General features: G+C 36.1%; 17 protein-coding genes and 4 pseudogenes. 3 read left to right on the forward strand and 18 right to left on the reverse strand.

The window, feature by feature from the left end:
- Positions 1–6: 6 nt before the first annotated feature.
- From AC3WVA_RS22295 to AC3WVA_RS22315, 5 genes and pseudogenes are all read right to left on the reverse strand, one after another.
- Positions 7–288, reverse strand: a pseudogene (locus tag AC3WVA_RS22295) (HNH endonuclease); the annotation flags it as partial.
- Positions 280–354, reverse strand: a pseudogene (locus tag AC3WVA_RS22300) (protein kinase); the annotation flags it as partial. The pseudogenes AC3WVA_RS22300 and AC3WVA_RS22295, both read right to left, overlap by 9 nt.
- A 171-nt stretch (positions 355–525) precedes the next feature.
- A pseudogene (locus AC3WVA_RS22305) lies at positions 526–734 on the reverse strand (ornithine cyclodeaminase family protein); the annotation flags it as partial.
- A gap of 10 nt (positions 735–744) precedes the next feature.
- The gene (locus AC3WVA_RS22310; protein WP_001160636.1) at positions 745–1,008 is read right to left on the reverse strand and encodes a DUF4176 domain-containing protein; all 264 of its coding nucleotides are present in this window, start codon (positions 1,006–1,008) and stop codon (positions 745–747) included.
- A gap of 253 nt (positions 1,009–1,261) precedes the next feature.
- Positions 1,262–1,933, reverse strand: coding sequence for a hypothetical protein (locus tag AC3WVA_RS22315; RefSeq protein WP_429603840.1), 672 nt, complete (start codon positions 1,931–1,933; stop codon positions 1,262–1,264).
- A gap of 110 nt (positions 1,934–2,043) precedes the next feature.
- Between AC3WVA_RS22315 and AC3WVA_RS22320 the strand changes: the two are divergent.
- Positions 2,044–2,309 (forward strand): annotated as a pseudogene (locus AC3WVA_RS22320) (tyrosine-type recombinase/integrase); the annotation flags it as partial.
- A gap of 201 nt (positions 2,310–2,510) precedes the next feature.
- Here the strand turns inward: AC3WVA_RS22320 and cdiI are convergent.
- From cdiI to AC3WVA_RS22355, 7 genes are all read right to left on the reverse strand, one after another.
- The gene (cdiI, locus tag AC3WVA_RS22325) at positions 2,511–2,891 is read right to left on the reverse strand and encodes a ribonuclease toxin immunity protein CdiI (protein ID WP_098881402.1); all 381 of its coding nucleotides are present in this window, start codon (positions 2,889–2,891) and stop codon (positions 2,511–2,513) included.
- 27 nt (positions 2,892–2,918) lie between these two features.
- On the reverse strand, positions 2,919–4,463 hold the full coding sequence (locus AC3WVA_RS22330) for a T7SS effector LXG polymorphic toxin (protein ID WP_098881401.1): 1,545 nt from the start codon (positions 4,461–4,463) through the stop codon (positions 2,919–2,921).
- Positions 4,460–4,822: a DUF3958 family protein gene (locus AC3WVA_RS22335; RefSeq protein WP_098881400.1), complete on the reverse strand. Its 363-nt coding sequence runs from the start codon at positions 4,820–4,822 to the stop codon at positions 4,460–4,462. The genes AC3WVA_RS22330 and AC3WVA_RS22335 overlap by 4 nt, the downstream gene beginning before the upstream one ends.
- 40 nt (positions 4,823–4,862) lie before the next feature.
- Positions 4,863–5,138, reverse strand: a complete 276-nt coding sequence (locus AC3WVA_RS22340) for a TIGR04197 family type VII secretion effector (protein WP_071759216.1) — start codon at positions 5,136–5,138, stop codon at positions 4,863–4,865.
- A 159-nt stretch (positions 5,139–5,297) separates the two neighbouring features.
- Entirely contained in the window at positions 5,298–5,594 is a 297-nt protein-coding gene (locus AC3WVA_RS22345) for a WXG100 family type VII secretion target (protein ID WP_016133740.1), read from the reverse strand.
- Positions 5,595–5,779: 185 nt separating this feature from the next.
- Positions 5,780–6,757: an ornithine cyclodeaminase family protein gene (locus AC3WVA_RS22350; RefSeq protein ID WP_429603842.1), complete on the reverse strand. Its 978-nt coding sequence runs from the start codon at positions 6,755–6,757 to the stop codon at positions 5,780–5,782.
- Positions 6,758–6,776: 19 nt separating this feature from the next.
- A complete protein-coding gene (locus tag AC3WVA_RS22355) occupies positions 6,777–7,829 on the reverse strand; it encodes a proline racemase family protein (RefSeq protein WP_142342048.1) in 1,053 nt (350 codons plus the stop codon).
- 89 nt (positions 7,830–7,918) lie between these two features.
- On the opposite strand from AC3WVA_RS22355, the gene AC3WVA_RS22360 reads away from it, so the two are divergent.
- Positions 7,919–8,161, forward strand: a complete 243-nt coding sequence (locus tag AC3WVA_RS22360) for a YflJ family protein (protein ID WP_000400883.1) — start codon at positions 7,919–7,921, stop codon at positions 8,159–8,161.
- 133 nt (positions 8,162–8,294) lie between these two features.
- Here AC3WVA_RS22360 and AC3WVA_RS22365 read toward each other — a convergent pair whose 3' ends face one another.
- The 6 genes from AC3WVA_RS22365 to AC3WVA_RS22390 all read right to left on the reverse strand — a co-directional run bounded on the left by AC3WVA_RS22365 (position 8,295) and on the right by AC3WVA_RS22390 (position 14,027).
- Positions 8,295–9,248 carry a TRM11 family SAM-dependent methyltransferase gene (locus AC3WVA_RS22365; RefSeq protein WP_048526434.1) on the reverse strand — a complete coding sequence of 318 codons (954 nt, stop codon included), beginning with the start codon at positions 9,246–9,248 and terminating at the stop codon, positions 8,295–8,297.
- 141 nt (positions 9,249–9,389) lie between these two features.
- Positions 9,390–11,012 (reverse strand): N-acetylmuramoyl-L-alanine amidase, encoded by a 1,623-nt coding sequence (locus AC3WVA_RS22370; protein ID WP_088314504.1) that lies wholly within the window; start codon positions 11,010–11,012, stop codon positions 9,390–9,392.
- 253 nt (positions 11,013–11,265) lie between these two features.
- Complete coding sequence (locus AC3WVA_RS22375; RefSeq protein WP_088314501.1) at positions 11,266–12,315, reverse strand: M42 family metallopeptidase; 1,050 nt, start codon at positions 12,313–12,315, stop codon at positions 11,266–11,268.
- 149 nt (positions 12,316–12,464) lie between these two features.
- Entirely contained in the window at positions 12,465–12,791 is a 327-nt protein-coding gene (locus tag AC3WVA_RS22380) for a nucleoside triphosphate pyrophosphohydrolase (RefSeq protein ID WP_001277353.1), read from the reverse strand.
- Between the two features lie 17 nt (positions 12,792–12,808).
- Positions 12,809–13,126, reverse strand: a complete 318-nt coding sequence (locus AC3WVA_RS22385; protein ID WP_492322186.1) for a YjcN family protein — start codon at positions 13,124–13,126, stop codon at positions 12,809–12,811.
- A 112-nt stretch (positions 13,127–13,238) separates the two neighbouring features.
- On the reverse strand, positions 13,239–14,027 hold the full coding sequence (locus tag AC3WVA_RS22390) for an enoyl-CoA hydratase (RefSeq protein WP_048526430.1): 789 nt from the start codon (positions 14,025–14,027) through the stop codon (positions 13,239–13,241).
- A gap of 308 nt (positions 14,028–14,335) precedes the next feature.
- Here AC3WVA_RS22390 and AC3WVA_RS22395 point away from each other — a divergent pair, with 308 nt between their 5' ends.
- Positions 14,336–15,715 (forward strand): O-antigen ligase family protein, encoded by a 1,380-nt coding sequence (locus tag AC3WVA_RS22395; protein ID WP_088314495.1) that lies wholly within the window; start codon positions 14,336–14,338, stop codon positions 15,713–15,715.
- Positions 15,716–15,889 lie beyond the last annotated feature (174 nt).

Below are 15,889 nucleotides of genomic sequence, written 5' to 3' on the forward strand. Positions count from 1 at the left end.
TCCCCCTTATTCATCACTATCTTTGCCCCCAATTTTATATCCGCCAGTATGACCAGTTTTTCTATGCAATTCATAATCTACGAGTTGCATTCGTCCTGTGTCTTGGTGGTGATGCCATGTAAATGCATCAGGTACCTCCCCATGTTTAAATAATTCTATTTCTTCTTCTGTGAATTTTGAAGCCAATTTAGGGTCTTTCACTATTTGTTCATATAATGCCTTACTGCATATTCTATCATGTGTTGGTCTAGATTTTTTGAAGTCTGCTTCTTTTAGTGTTACTTCAGCTTTACTCCACAACCCACAGCAAAGTCCTAAGCCATAAATATGAGTTAATTTTCGAACTAAATCCAAAGTTTCTCACCTGCATTTTTGTTTAATTTCAACAGAATATATGATACATCACATTTGAGATGCATACAGGCATTATAAACAAAAAGAACGCCATAATCTCAATATACTTTCATGTGCCAAAATATATGGACCGACAAACCAAACAAAAAAAGACCACCAAAAGGCAGTCTCTCAAAACTCAATCCTATTCCCAACTCCACTCTCCACCGCTTTTTCATACAAATACTTCGCAACGATAATGTCTACTACTGCCAAACCAACTGATTGGAAAATAGTAATCTCTTCGTCGTTTTCGCGGCCGGCTTTTTCCCCGCTTATGATTTGTCCAAGTTCGGTGTGGAGATTGCTAGTTTTATCGGAATTTGGAGGTCACCTGTTTCTAGATCACATTCAATTAAGCAATCCTACAAATGCCTCTTCTTCCTCATCTATAAAACCTACAAATATAATTTCTTCAATAGCATCATGATTAAATACAAATGTATAATCAGGATCAATATATCCTTCTGGATAAAAACAGCCTATGTAGTCATACATAACCGGTTCTTCAACCATAAGTAGTTGTTTTCTTCCGTAAATTACAACCTTTTTTGTCCCACCTTTTAACAGAACAATAGAGCCATTTGGTAACAGCTTTTCTTTAGAAAATTGCATAATTCTCCGCCCTTTCTTATACGGCTTATATATTTTTCAAAGATTATTTGAATAGCGCAGAATCTCACTTGCACCATCCTGCCGTTTTCGATTAAGTATTATTTATCCCTATCACCCAAAATAGAAAAAAGATATCTCTGCTATCTAAATGTAATTCCACATTCATGAGATTAACTCTCCCTCCTATTTTTTCTATCCTTTAACCAACTATAAGAAGAATGCGATTATATACTTGAAATGCAACAAATCCTCTTTAAAAGCCTATACGTATTTTCCCTCCATCTTCTATATGCTTCCGTAAATAATAATACTTATGGAGTTCTATAATCATATAAAACAAAACAAACGAAAACACTGTGCATGCAGACATAAATACAATTGCCCCCATCTGTTGTGTTGCAATGCTAAGAATTATATTAGCAATTAACTGCCCCGATCCCGCTGCAATAGCTGCTACTTTTACACCACCAGTTCCTTTCGATGATTTTGATTTTTTTCTTGGTTCCTGAAGTTTTTCAATATGATTTTTATAAAAATAATACAAAGCAAAGCCATACAAACCAAATGAAAGAATAAAATAGATGGGAGTTTGTAATTGTAACACTTCATAAGCATATTTTTGCGTTATAACCAATAATCCGACTGAACATATGGCGCCATATACTCCTCGAAATAGGGTGTATTGTAATTGTCGTTTCCGAGGGTTGATAGCAATCCATATCGCCCACAAATTTAAAAAAACAACTGGAGGAGTTACTATATATACATAGAGTAATCGAAAAGGATTCGCAAAAGCGGGCAACAGAATAAATATGTCCGCTCCCACAAGAACAAGGGCAATTATTTGGAATCTTATTTCATTTACAGGATAAAGAGCCATATAATGTGCAAAAGCTTTCTTATTAAAATCTGTATTTTTTTTCATGTTAATTAAACCACCCTGCTACTGTTGACTAAGTTTTTTTCGAACCTGTTTTCACCATATCTTTAATACTATTCTAAATCACCATCCCCTTTTACACCTTCTGTGAAATATTATTCCCTTCTCGAAAAGAAGATCAACCCATTAATACGATCTAGAGGCTTATCAAAAATTTCAAAAAGCCAAAGATTTTGCCGGTATCGAATCTATTAGGACTCACACCATGCGCAAAAGCTTTGGCTATTGGTTCTATAAACAAACAAAAGATGTAGCCATGTTACAAGAAATTTCGAATCACAGCACACCACAAATTACACTTAAATACATTGGTATCAATAAAGAAGAAAAGGATGATATCCTTGATACATTTCTCCTTTAATTTCTTTTAAAATATATATCAACCTATTAAAAAGCAAATAGTAGTCTTCTTTTTCTAATTAAAATATTAAAAACCAAAAAACTAGCTTTTTTGTGACCAATTAGCACAAAATCTCGTTCTGGGGATACAATAAAATTTTAGCTTGATGGCAATGTGGCGGTAACCCTTTTATAATGATTTTGGGTAAGTTATAAATAGTCTCTACCTATTAATATTGTATAATTCAATAAATTTGTTAAGACTGTCTTCTAATCTCTTAATTTTGTTTGGATACTTTTTTGAATAATCCTCACACATTTTTTTTAAATAATGATAAAGTGTTTGATAATCAATTATTACCTCATCACCACTGTATAATGCAAATTCTACACCTTCAAATGAATCTCCATTGGCAATATCATACTCATCCAAATCTCCTGGAAAAGTACATACGCCATATTCCTCTCCAAATCCTACTCCTTCACAAACTGAATTGATTACCTTTAAAAATCTTTCATCATCTACCATATTAAACACTGCTTGTATAGGGAAATGAGTTAAATCTATTAAATCCTCATCTTTTAATCTAAATTCTCTTTGCATACATATCTCTCCTCGTATATCTTTAATTTATTCTGGAAAAAAAGAAGAAATTTCTCCATCTTTATGGTATCCTCTCCAAGTTATCTCTTTACTGTCAACACCTGTCCATTCTCTTGAAAGAACTCCATCACTAGTTTTTAATTTAGCGTCATTAGCTGCTTCAATTCCACGGTTAATAAATTCCTTATCACTTATAATTTTAGGATCATAAATGGTTTTTGTGAATACTTTATTTCCATACTCTCCTGTAGGAGTGCCATCCATATTTAACTTAGGCATATTGTATTCTACTGTTTTTACACCTGGAATTTTTGAAGGTGATTCACTGACTATTTTTATATCGTTTTTAAAGAACTCTTCACTGTTGTGTGCTCCACCAATACCTCTCCTTCTTGGAACAGAGGGGTCTATGTTTTTAATATGATTTTCTAATTTAGGAGTCGCTTTAAAGGTATTATCGACTTCTTTTTTAACTCCACCACTAGATCCATTAGAAGAAGACTGGAATTTTTGAAGAGTATCCTTACCATTTTGAATTGCATTACGCCCAACAAATACACCATGTCCAACAAGACTAACTCCAGCTGTTGTAGCAGCTGCATCAAATGTAATAGCAATTGGTGATGCTAATCCACCAGTTCCTACTGTTGCGACTAGAGTTAAAAAATTAGAGCCGCCTATGACGGTAAGACCTTCTAGAATTTCTATAATGGATGCCGCTCCTGCTATAATATTTCCCGTGAACCTTCCCGCTTGATAAGTTAACTTGCTTTCTAATTCATCATTATCAGGTGATTCTAGTCCAATAACGCTTTCGAAAGCCGCGCTGCCAGCGCCTTGAAAAAATTCTTTCATAAATTCCCAAGTACTGATAGCTGTTTTTTCATACCATGGTCTATTGGCTTCTTGTTCTCGTAAAGCAATTGCTTTTTCAATTTGTGCTTTACGAGCTTTACTTTCTGTAATTACTTGAATAGGACCCGTCCACTCCATATTCAACCCTTGTGTACTAAACGTACCACTTACAGCACTAAATCCTTTTCCACTTTGAACTTCAGCAAGACCTGCAGCAATACTAGATGCTAGTTGAAGTGCTGTATCATAATTACTACTAGAAGTATAATTAAATTCATATAGATGCTCTAGTTTTTCTTCAAGTTTTTTTCTCATCTCAACTAAAACAGCCACAAGTGCATCTATTCCAGGCATTGGTGTAACGGCATTCATCATTTCTATACTTGCAATCGATTGATTGATTTCCTGTATTTGTTCTCTTACTTCTTTTTCAATAACATCTGTAGAAGCCACTTGTGATTGAAATTGAATTGGAAAACCATCATTCTGACGAATCAATTCTTCACATAAATAAATGATCCCTTGCGCTAAAGGACGAAAAGTTTGTACAAAAAATGATTTTGCACTGCTATAGGTTTGTCCTTGTAGAACAGTATCAATTGCAAAAGCGTCAATCGACTGAATGGCTTGTTCCATACCTTGAATAGTAGCGATACATACAGCATTCATACTTTGAGTTTGGTTTTGTACTTCTCCCAAATACATATTTAAACTCATGAATTGGTCTCCTTTACTAATTGTTGTTGCTGATATGAAAGGTCGTTTTCTAAATCACTAAGATCTCGTTTTTCTTTAAACAATGTTTCTTTTTTGTTTTCCAATTCAAATGTGACTTTTCGTTCAATATGTTGTGCATCTTGATACGTATTCATAAAAAACTGAGACATTTCTCTATCACCATGCCAAGTTCCTAAAATTCGATCAAACAAACGACGATTTCGACTTCTACATTCATAAAAATCTGCTTCCGCTTGTTCTTGAGCTTGAATTGCAGATTGATTTCGATCCTGTTCTTCAAATACACTTCGTAACTTTTGATTTAACTGTGTAATTTTGTTTTCAATATCTCGATCCATCTTTTTCCTCCTACTATTTTACTTTACGTAGGTTGTCACATTAGCGAAAAGTATTGTGAAGTTCGTTATCCATTCTCTCAAATTCATTAGATACCAAATGAATATTATCAACCGCTTGTTGAAAGGCGGCGGAAAATTGTTTCGTCAAGTCTAGAACTTGCTGATTCGCTTCTTGTGATTTGAAGTTAACAGACAACGTTGTACGCGTCGCCTTTGTTATAGAACGACTGGTTGCACTTTGAATCCTATCAGAGGCTGATCCCATTTTCGTAGCAATTTGCGTTGCTTTTTGTAAATTACTTTGAAATTGTCCCATTCTTTCAAACCCTTTCTATAAGTCTTCCAAACGCATCAAAGAAATCTCATTAAATATATATCCCTATCAATATGACTCGCTAGGCATACAATCAAATGAGCCATACAATATAAGCTGTATGGCTCATTTGAAATGCTTGTTATATAGAATAAAGCGTTTTTAATTCAAACCGAAATTACGTGATAATTCTTCATCATGAGAAGCAACAGCCTCTGCAGTTTTATTAAGCTGCATATTAATTTCTTGTAATAACTGTGCGAAGTTTTGTACTTTTGGCTTTAATTGATTGAACTGTTGATCAAAACCTTCGAAAGCACGGCCTTCCCATTCTCCTCTTAATTCATTTTGTAAGTTTTGTAATTGACTTAAAATGTCCTCAATTTGATTTGCACCTTGTCCATATTGAGTCGCTTTTGATTTAAGCTCCTCTGGTGACATACGAATTTGTCCAGCCATTTTCATTTCCCCTTTAATACATAATGAGCAAAATATAAATTGGTTAATTTTACTAAATACAATTATAATATTTTATTATGAATTTTTAAACATTTTATCTTTCTATTGAATATTAGAATATTAATATTCAATTTTTCTTGCTTCACAAAATTCCATGCAAAAAAAGACCACCAAAAGGCAGTCCCTCAAAACTCAATCTTATTCCCCACCCCACTCTCCACCGCTTTCTCATACAAATACTTCGCAACGATAATATCTACTACTGCCAAACCAACTGATTTGAAAATAGTAATCTCTTCGTCGTTTTCGCGGCCGGCTTTTTCTCCGCTTATGATTTGGCCGAGTTCGGCGTGGATGTCGCTTGCTTCAAATAAACCTTCTCGCACTGGAACTTGAAGGTCACCTGTTTCTTCTAGTGCTGCTTCTTTTGATTCGACTACTACTTTGTTTGCTCCCGCGATGGCGTGGGATGGTAGTTCTTGCATGCTTGGTCTAAATGAGCCGACGGCGTTTACGTGGACGCCTTTTTGTAGTTTTTCTGAGAAGACTGGTGTGGATGCGTTCGTAGTTGTGACGATGATGTCTGCTTCGCTTATTGCTTCATTTGCATTTGTGTGAACATATGCAGGTTTGTTGAATCTCTCTTGTATATATTCCACAAATGCATACGCCTTTTCTTCTGTTCGATTGTATAAAATGACTTTTTCGATAGCTCTTACCGCAAATACAGCTTCAGCAATTCCCTTCGCCTGCTCACCCGTCCCGATGATACATAAAGTTTTTGCGTTATGACGAGCTAAATATTTTGTCGCTACTCCTGATAAGGCGCCTGTTCGAATCATCGTTAAGTAGGATCCTTCTAAAAGTGCGAGCGGTTCTCCCGTTTGAAAGTCTGATAGCATCACAATCCCGTTTATCGTTTTCTTTCCTATCTTTTTGTTCTCTGGGACTACTGTTACTACTTTTAAGCCAAGTGCCTCAAGCCCTTCCGCTACTGAGGGCATAATTAATGCCGTATTTTTCTCGTTCGCAAATGGCAATGAGCCTCGAATTGGTGTGATCGTTCTTTCTGCGGAAAATTCTTTTAAAGCAAGCGCCGCGTATTCAATGACTTCTTTCATATTTACTAAGTTTCGTTGTTCGTTCGCGCTTATGACTAGCATATCTTTCCACCTCCTCCTTCTATCCTAACAAAAACCCTCGATTTAAATCATCTCTTGGGTCTACAACGAACTGATGAAATCCTGTAATAAATGCATGCCCCGTTACTTTCGGAACGACAGCTTCATATGTATCTACTGCGGTTACCGACAATACTTCCCCCTCGAATTCCCCGTCAGTAATACATTCGTGGACGAAAATTTCTCCCTTTTGTAAGGCACCTTTCTCAAAAAGAGTTGCGATTCTTGCGGAAGTTCCTGTGCCGCAAGGAGAACGATCTACTTGCCCATCAGCAAAGATTGTTACATTTCGTAAAGTTGCGTCTTCCCCTTTCGGTTCATCTGAGAAAATAACGCCGTATATTCCTTTTAAATCTTCTTCAAGTGGATGCTTCACTTCCATCTGGCTCTCAATGTAGTGCTTAATTTTACCGCCCCACGCTTGAATTACAGGTAAGTCTTTAAAATCTACCTTCAAACCAAATTCTTTACTATCTACTACCGCATAAAAAGCTCCGCCAAATGCGATATCTACTTGAAATTCATAGTTATCTATTTTAATAGGAACGTCTTTTTTGTATACAAATGAAGGAACATTTTCAAATGATACGGACTCTACTTCGCTCCCGTTATATTTTGCGTACGCAATGACTTCCCCAGCAGGGCTATCAATAATGAACTGTTGTTTCTCACCTGTCACTTCAAACATACCTGTTTCAATTCCGACTGTAATAACAGCAATAATGCCATGACCACACATCGTACTCCATCCTTCGTTGTGCATAAATAATACGCCAAAGTCAGCATGAGCACTTGCAGGCGGTGTAATGATACAACCGTACATACCGTGATGTCCTCTCGGTTCATACATAAGAACTTCGCGAAGATGATCCAAATGTTCCATGCAGTATGCGCGTCTTTCTAGCTGCGTGTCTCCTTTTATTTCCGGCACGCCGCCTGTAATAATTCGAAGCGGTTCCCCAGCTACGTGAGCATCAATTGTCGTGTACACTTTACTAACCTTCATTTCTATCTCTCCCCTATATGTTGATACTATTTTCATTGCAAATATCATGCCAACGCATAGGATATAAATTTGTATACATTGTGTAAAAAAGCATACACTACTGTCTATTTGTTTATACACTGTCCGGAAATTATTTTATGGAACACCCTGATACAGCCAGGCTTATTATTTTCAATGGAAAGTTACTTCCACCCCCAACATATACTGTTCAAAAGCAAAAAGGAAGTGATCTAATGTACTACGGAACAAAAGGCTGGTACGTAGCTGAATTAAAAAAATTAGGTGTGCGCTATCACGAAGGACGAAAACTAGAAAGTTACCGCGGACATATCTTACGCAATTTACTAATCGCACAACAAGAAAAATTAAAAGAACAGTAATATACTAATGTAGCGATATCGGCGATTCGACATAGGATATCGACTTACCGACAAATCACTCCTCCATTCCACCAACCAATCACACAGCAATACAAACCAAAAAAAGGTCACCCAAACGGGTGACCTTTTTTTCTTATTCACAAACGAGAATTTGTCTAGTAAATGATCCTTTTCTTGTAACACAGCGATCTGTAATTTCGAATCCTGCTTCATGGATCATGTCGTCCATTGTTTCCATCGTGACAACGACTACTTTTTTAGCGATGCGGCGCGCACTTGAAAGAATGGAGAGCTGATCTTCTGGTGTCGCGTGCGTAAATAAGTCGTACGGCATATCGATAATGGCAACGTCGTAGTTCTCAGTAATTTCCTCGATCGGCCCTTTTGTTACTGTTCCTTCAAATCCGAAATGTGCGATGTTTTTTCTCGTTCCAAGCACTACAAGTGGATTTATATCTCTACCAACGATGTTAATTCCCATAGAAAGTGCTTCTACTACTACTGTTCCAATACCACAGCACGGATCAATTGCTCGTACTCCCTCTGGATTTGGTACAGCGATATTGGCAACTGATCTCGCAACACGCGTGCTAAGAGATGTCGAATAACTATGCGGTTTTTTTATGTGATGATACCAAACTGGCTCGCTTTCTACATAGTGTCCGAAGTACCAACGTCCTCCAAGAGGAACAATTCCGAATACACGCTCTGGATTACGAACATCCGCTTCTCCTTCAATATGCATGCCGAGGTCGCGTTCAATGAGACGTCTTTCTCCATATTCAATTTTATTCTCTCCAACGAGGTCATTGATTTTAACGAATATAACTTTAAATGACGCCCCTGCCAAATCAATTTGTTCTACTTGTTTTAAAATGCTTTCTAAGTCATCTCCTTCATACATAACCTCAACGCGCTCTTTTATAAACGCACTTCTACTCGGGTCAATTTTGACATCACTTTTCAAAATATTAACGTGAGACTCCGTTCCAAAGAACGAGCGCATTTCCAAATAACATAAAGCACGCTCCTCCTCGCGAAATGCGTACGTATATATACATGCAGGTGTTTTACTATGATTATTCAATCTATGATCATCCTCTATATCGTTATAATTACAATTACTACAATACTTTTTCTTATAAAATTAAATGATATCATATGCCGGAAATAAAGAGAAACGTTAATAAATAAAAGAGACTGCCTATTGGCAATCTCTTTTGATTTATTAGCGGTAAGAAGATACGTTATTACCCTTTGCTTCGTAATAATCTAAAATACCTTGATAAATCGCTTCTGCTGCAGCTTGTCTCTGTTTTGGTGTAGCAATTTTATCCGCATCACTTTTATTATCTACAAATGCTAATTCTGTTAATACAGCTGGCATTGTATTTTCTCTAGTTACGTATAAGTCCTGATGTCTCACACCACGATCTTTTGTTCCAAGTGCTGCTACAAGGCGGGCTTGAATTTTTTTTGCTAATAAAATACTGTCTTGTACATGTGGATTCGTTGCTCTTGGCGCTGCTGACTTATAATATAATGTTTCTGTACCTTGTCCATTTTTCTTTTCAGAACCATTAGCATGGATACTTACAAAAATATCTCCATTATTTTTTTGAGCAAACTCTACACGTTTCTTTAATGAATCAGGACCACTTGTTCCTGGGCGTGTATCATCTGTACGAGTGAACATCACAGTAAATGGTGCCTTTTGCTCAAATATTTTCTGTAATCGTAATGATACGTCTAATACTGTTTCGCTTTCTTTCTCATAATAACCTGGATTACCCGAGTCAATTCCACCATGACCTGGATCAATAATAATCGCTTTACCTTCTAAGAAGTTACCTTGCTTCACTGGGTTTAATTGATTTTTATCAACCCACTGGAAACCACTATTTGTACGGATACGAATCCAGCTATCTTTTTCTTCAATAACTACTACTTTTTGCGCTTCACGTTTCGCTAGCACTTTAGAAGAATGTGACGCTTCTGCATATGTTGTAAATCCTTCATTAATAACTTCTGTTTTTTCTTTTAAAGGTGTCCACTTCTCACCTTTGCTCGTTACAATTTTAATCCATCCATCTCGCTCTTCTTTTACTACAACTTTTTGTGGATCATGTTGCATGTCAGTAATTCCTGAAGATAAAGATGGTTGATGATATGTAATGAACTTACGATCTATATACATTTCCTTCGTTGTTTCTTCTGGTTTGCTAGTGTTATCATTATTTTTCTTTAACTTGTCCGCTTTATACGTCATTTGCGCTGCTTGCTCACGTGGTATAGAAAGATCTGGACTCCAAATTGTTTTCCCAGTACCAGCAGAAATCTCTAACGCTACTAAAATATTTGCTGCTTCTTTACCGAAATGACCTTCTAAATCAGTAAATTTATTCGTAATTGGGGCTTGTACTAAACCTTGTAATTTATAAGCCTTCACAAGCATAGAAGCCATTTCAGCACGCGTTACTTTTCCATCAGGATCAAATACGCCTGCTCCTCGGCCTCCAATAATATTTTCTTTTTCAATTGCTGCAATAAACGGAGCTGCCCAATGATTTTTTGAATCATTAAAAGATGGTTTCCCAGCTGGATCCACTTTTAATCCAATTGCTTTCGCTATAATTGTCGCTGCTTCCGCACGTTTTAAAAGACCTTTTGGCGCAAACGTATCACTTGTCATACCGCTAATTACATCTCGCTCTACTAAATAGTAAATTGCGTCTTTTGCAAATGAATCGTCTGCAACATCTGAAAACTTCTTTGTTTCTGCTAAACTACTAATTGGATAAGCTAGTAAACTTGCTGCTAACATACCAGCAGCTATTGCCTTGTACTTCATAAAAATTAAATCTCCTCTCGAAATCTCACGTTATACAATTCTCTTAATCAAACTAATATTAAAAATATTAATTGGAAAATAACTCCTATAATAGTTTATAACATTCTACCACTGTAGTAAATATGTTTCCTGCCTAAATTATTAAAGATGAATATATAAGGAACAATGAATATAAAAAGTGATTCATTACCTACCAAATGAAAAGCTGATTAAAAATAACATTTTTAATCAGCCCTCTCTATTTTCTATGAAATTATGCTTCAATTAAATGAGACATTACATATGCATATACTAACGCTTCTGTATGTGCAATCGAACTTTCATGTGTACGCTCAAATGCATGGGAAGAATCAATACCCGCTCCAATTAATGCATGTTTCACATCAAATCCAGCGTGAATCGCAGCTGATGCATCTGATCCATAGTACGGATAAATATCTACTTTATATTCAATATTGTTCGTTTTCGCAAGCTCTACTAAATGTTTACGCAGTGCATAATGATACGGACCGCTAGAATCTTTTGCACAAATAGATACTGTATATTCGTCAGATGCTTGTCCATCACCTAACGCCCCCATATCAACCGCTAAATATTCAACCGTTTCTTCTGGAATGTTAGAATTACCACCGTATCCAATCTCTTCATTATTAGAAATTAAGAAATGAGTTGTATATGGTAATGTTACGTTTTCATCTTGTAATCTCTTAATTAATTTTAATAAAATTGCAACACTTACTTTATCATCTAAATGACGTGATTTTATGTATCCACTGTCTGTAATTTGAACACGTGGGTCAAATGAAACGAAGTCTCCTACTTCAATGCCTAATTCGCGTACTTCATCAGCTGAAAACACACGCTCATCAATACGAACTTCTATATTTTTCTCATCTCGTTTCGCTTCACCTGCATCTTTATATACATGCACAGATGTTTGATGCATTAAAATCGTCCCTGTATATGTCTTACCGCTTGATGTTTCAATTTCGCAATATTCCCCTTCTACAGAGTTCCAGCGAAATCCACCAATCATAGAAAGACTTAGACGACCGTCAGGCTTAATTTCTTTCACCATCGCACCTAACGTGTCAACGTGTGCCGTTAATAAACGGTGCTGTGCATCATTTTTCCCTTTTACTGTTAAAATAAGAGCACCTTTATTATTACGCTTCGTTTCTACACTCCACTCACTTACGTAGTTTTCAATAAAACGAATAATTTTCTCTGTATTCCCAGACGGACTTGGAATAGAGACAAGCTCCTTAATCAGTTCCATCGTTTCTTTCGTATGATGTGCCATTGTCGTTTCCTCCTCATTTTCTCTACTATTTAGTATACCGAATTTACTATAAATCCTCTACTAATATAGTTTAATTTTCTAAATTATATTAAAATTCGCTTTAACAAAAAAACATAGCGTTATTCATGAACACTATGCTTTCTAGCAACCTATTCTTCTGACACATCTAATAAATAAATGCCTCTCTCAAAGCCACCGCGCTCTATTTCTTTTTGCTTGCGAAGACGTTCTACATCTTCAATTGTTGCCCCTTCTGCACGCGCTAATGAAATAATTACTTCCAGTGCATCTGCAAGAGAATCAAGTGCATGTTCACGTTCTTTCATAGAAGCAAATTCACGAATTTCTTCCGTTCCAATTTTCGCTAAAGCTTGTATGTATGCTTGTCCTGTTAACTTTTGTGCTGTATATGTTTTTCCAGACATTAAAATTTTCTCCGGAACACGATCTCTTACTAACTTGTTATATGCTGACATCATTCATCCTCCTATGTTTAATAACATCCGAGCTCTGCTTTATAGAAAAACCATTTTTTCTTCACACATGCACTAAGCATATCAATTCCTGATCCATGTGCCCTTACATGCGGAAAGAAATAGTGCTCTGATTCTTCTTCCTTGCCATATAAAGTTTGGTATTCGGCTGGAATTGCTTCTTTTTTCACATCTGTTTCTTTCGTCACTTCGCCAGAAAACGCAACGCTTGGATGCCCTTCAAAAAACAACGCAGTTCGCACCGCCATAGATGGTGTCCTATGCAACGCATAATATGCTATTACAATTATGCCGATAACACCGATAATTTTTTTCATATATTACTCCTTAAAAAAAGTGCTAACACAATTATACTAAAATGTGTTAGCACTTTCTCCCCTTTACCCTAAATTAACGGGTAGTAAAACTACCATTCATTAAAGTTTCACTTTATTCCCCTTTAAACGCTGGTAAACGTTTTTCTAAAAATGCAGCAATGCCTTCTTTATGATCCGCTGTTTGTCTCATCGCATATTGGCCGCGTTTTTCAAGTTGCAATGTTTGTTCTAAGTTAGAACGATTAACTTCACATAAAATTTGCTTCGTTTGAACCATCGCTTTAATCGGCTTTCGTGACCATTCACTAATTTTTTGCTTCACAGCCGTTTGGAAATCCTCACCGATTACTTCATCAATTAAACCGATATCAAGCGCTTCTGTCGCTGATAATTTCTTTCCTTCCCAAATAATTTGCTTCGTCATATTTTCACCAACGCGCTTTTGCAGGAAGAAATGGCCGCCGCCATCTGGAATTAAAGCGATTCCAATAAAGTTCATCGCAATAATGGATGAAATATCCGCCATCACATAATCAGCTGTTAATGCAATACTTAATCCAAGACCAGCAGTTGGTCCATGAATCGCACTAATAACAAGCTTTGGCATCGTATATAAAGTCACGACAACTTCAGAAATAGTATTCATAATACCATCAAACTTACTTTCATCGTTACTTGAAAGCATCGATTTAATATCTCCGCCCGCAGAAAAACCGCGGCCATTTCCGCATAACACAACAATATGTGCAGAACTCTCCGCTACTTCTTTCAATTTTTGTAATAGCTCTTTTAACGTTGGCTCATCTAATGCATTTAACACCTCTGGGCGATTGACCATAACCGTTGCAACGTGCCCTTCATATTTCACAATGACAGATTCTGTTTTACTTGTTACTTCCATTATATATACCCCTCTTTTCTACATAAAGATTATACTTATATAATTATAGAAAGGCATTGAAAAACCCTTCTTTTTTCTTAATTTTCTGTCTAATAATCGCGTAATTTGCATATAATCTTGTATAAAACATACAATTCCGTTGAAAAATATAGCAATTAAAGTCGGTTTATCCATACTTTTCATCTATTTACCATTACAATGAAATGGTGTATTCTTAAGTTTGATATAAAAAATCAAATATAGAAATTCATTTTCCTTCCTATTATATAGAAGTGCTGAAATAAAGGAATGAAGAAATGGAGGCACATATGGTTACAAAGTTAAAACAGACGGCTAACTCCTTCCCGCATTTCCTACTGCTATTCATTGTGTTTCAACCAATTTTAGATTTATTAACATCTTTTTCAATCTATGTATTACACATGAGTGCAACAGTCGGAATCGTAGTCCGTTTCGCCTTTATGCTTCTTGCATTAGGTTATCTACTTCTTCACCATAAACAACAAGGCGCGAAAAAGTATATTCTTTATTTATGTCTCTTTGGCATCGTACTCACAATCGGCCTTGTGAATAATGTAATGGTTAAATCTCCAGTTTCATTTGGAGAAGAAGTGAAATTTATTTTGAAAAGTGTATATCCAATTGTACTACTGTTTGGATATATTATCGCACTAAAAGAATTAAAAAATAATGAATATGTATTTCATAAAATCATTACGTATTTCTTATATGCAACATTAATTTTGAGTATTTCACTCATTGCAGCAATGGTAACAGGTACAGACTTCCAAAGCTACCCGCACTCAAAAATCGGTTCAAGAGGCTGGTTCTTTGCAGGGAATGATTTAAGTGCTATTTTTGCAATTATGTTCCCAATCGTTGTCTTATACTCAATTCATAAAACAACGTCTTTCTCAAAATTCTATTACTGGATTCCAACTGTACTCGCGATGTATGCAAGCCTTATGGTCGGAACGAAAGTCGGATATGGTGCAATTATTGTTACGCTCGGCGTTGCGCTACTATTCTCATTCATTCAATATATGATGCATCGTAAAAAAGAAGGACAAGGATTCACATATCTTGTAAATACAGTCGTTGCTGCTGTCGTATTAGGTGGTTTACTCGTTCTTACACCGCAAACTCCTATCGCAAAAAACATGAGCATACACTTACAAATATATGAATACAAAAAATCAGTACAAGAAGAAAAAGACCGAAAAGAAGGAAAAGAAGTTCAAGAAGAAGAACATAAACAAGGCGAACTAACAGACTCTGAAATGAAAAGTTTAATTTATAGTGATCGCGACAAGTTTTTAAAAGTATATAAACAATACTATAAAGAAGCACCACTATCTCAAAAACTATTTGGAATGGGATACGCTGGGAACTATACAACGAAAATGAAGTTAGTCGAAATGGACTTCCACGACCTATTCTTCGCATTTGGTATTGTCGGATTCCTTATGTACTTACTGCCGCTTCTTTATTTCGGTATAAAAATATTCATTCGCATCATCACAAACTTCAAGAAACTATTTAGCGTAAAACATATGCTACTAGCTAGCACACTCGTCCTATCACTCGGGATCGGCTTTATGTCTGGACACGTATTAACAGCACCAGCCGTAAGTATATTCTTTACTGTCATACTTGCTTATATGGTTGTTGATTTGGAAATTGAATAACATTGAAATGCCATGCCCCTATTTTAAGGGCATGGCATTTTTTATACTTCATAACAATCAAACAGCATAAAGTGAAACTTTAATCAGTGGGGGTTTTCTTCATCCCCCACTGATTATTAGCCCTGCCCATTAAAGTGGGATAAATCTCCCGCTTGCAAATAACTGCATTATATA

Source organism: Bacillus sp. EB106-04-02-XG92 (assembly GCF_058791995.1).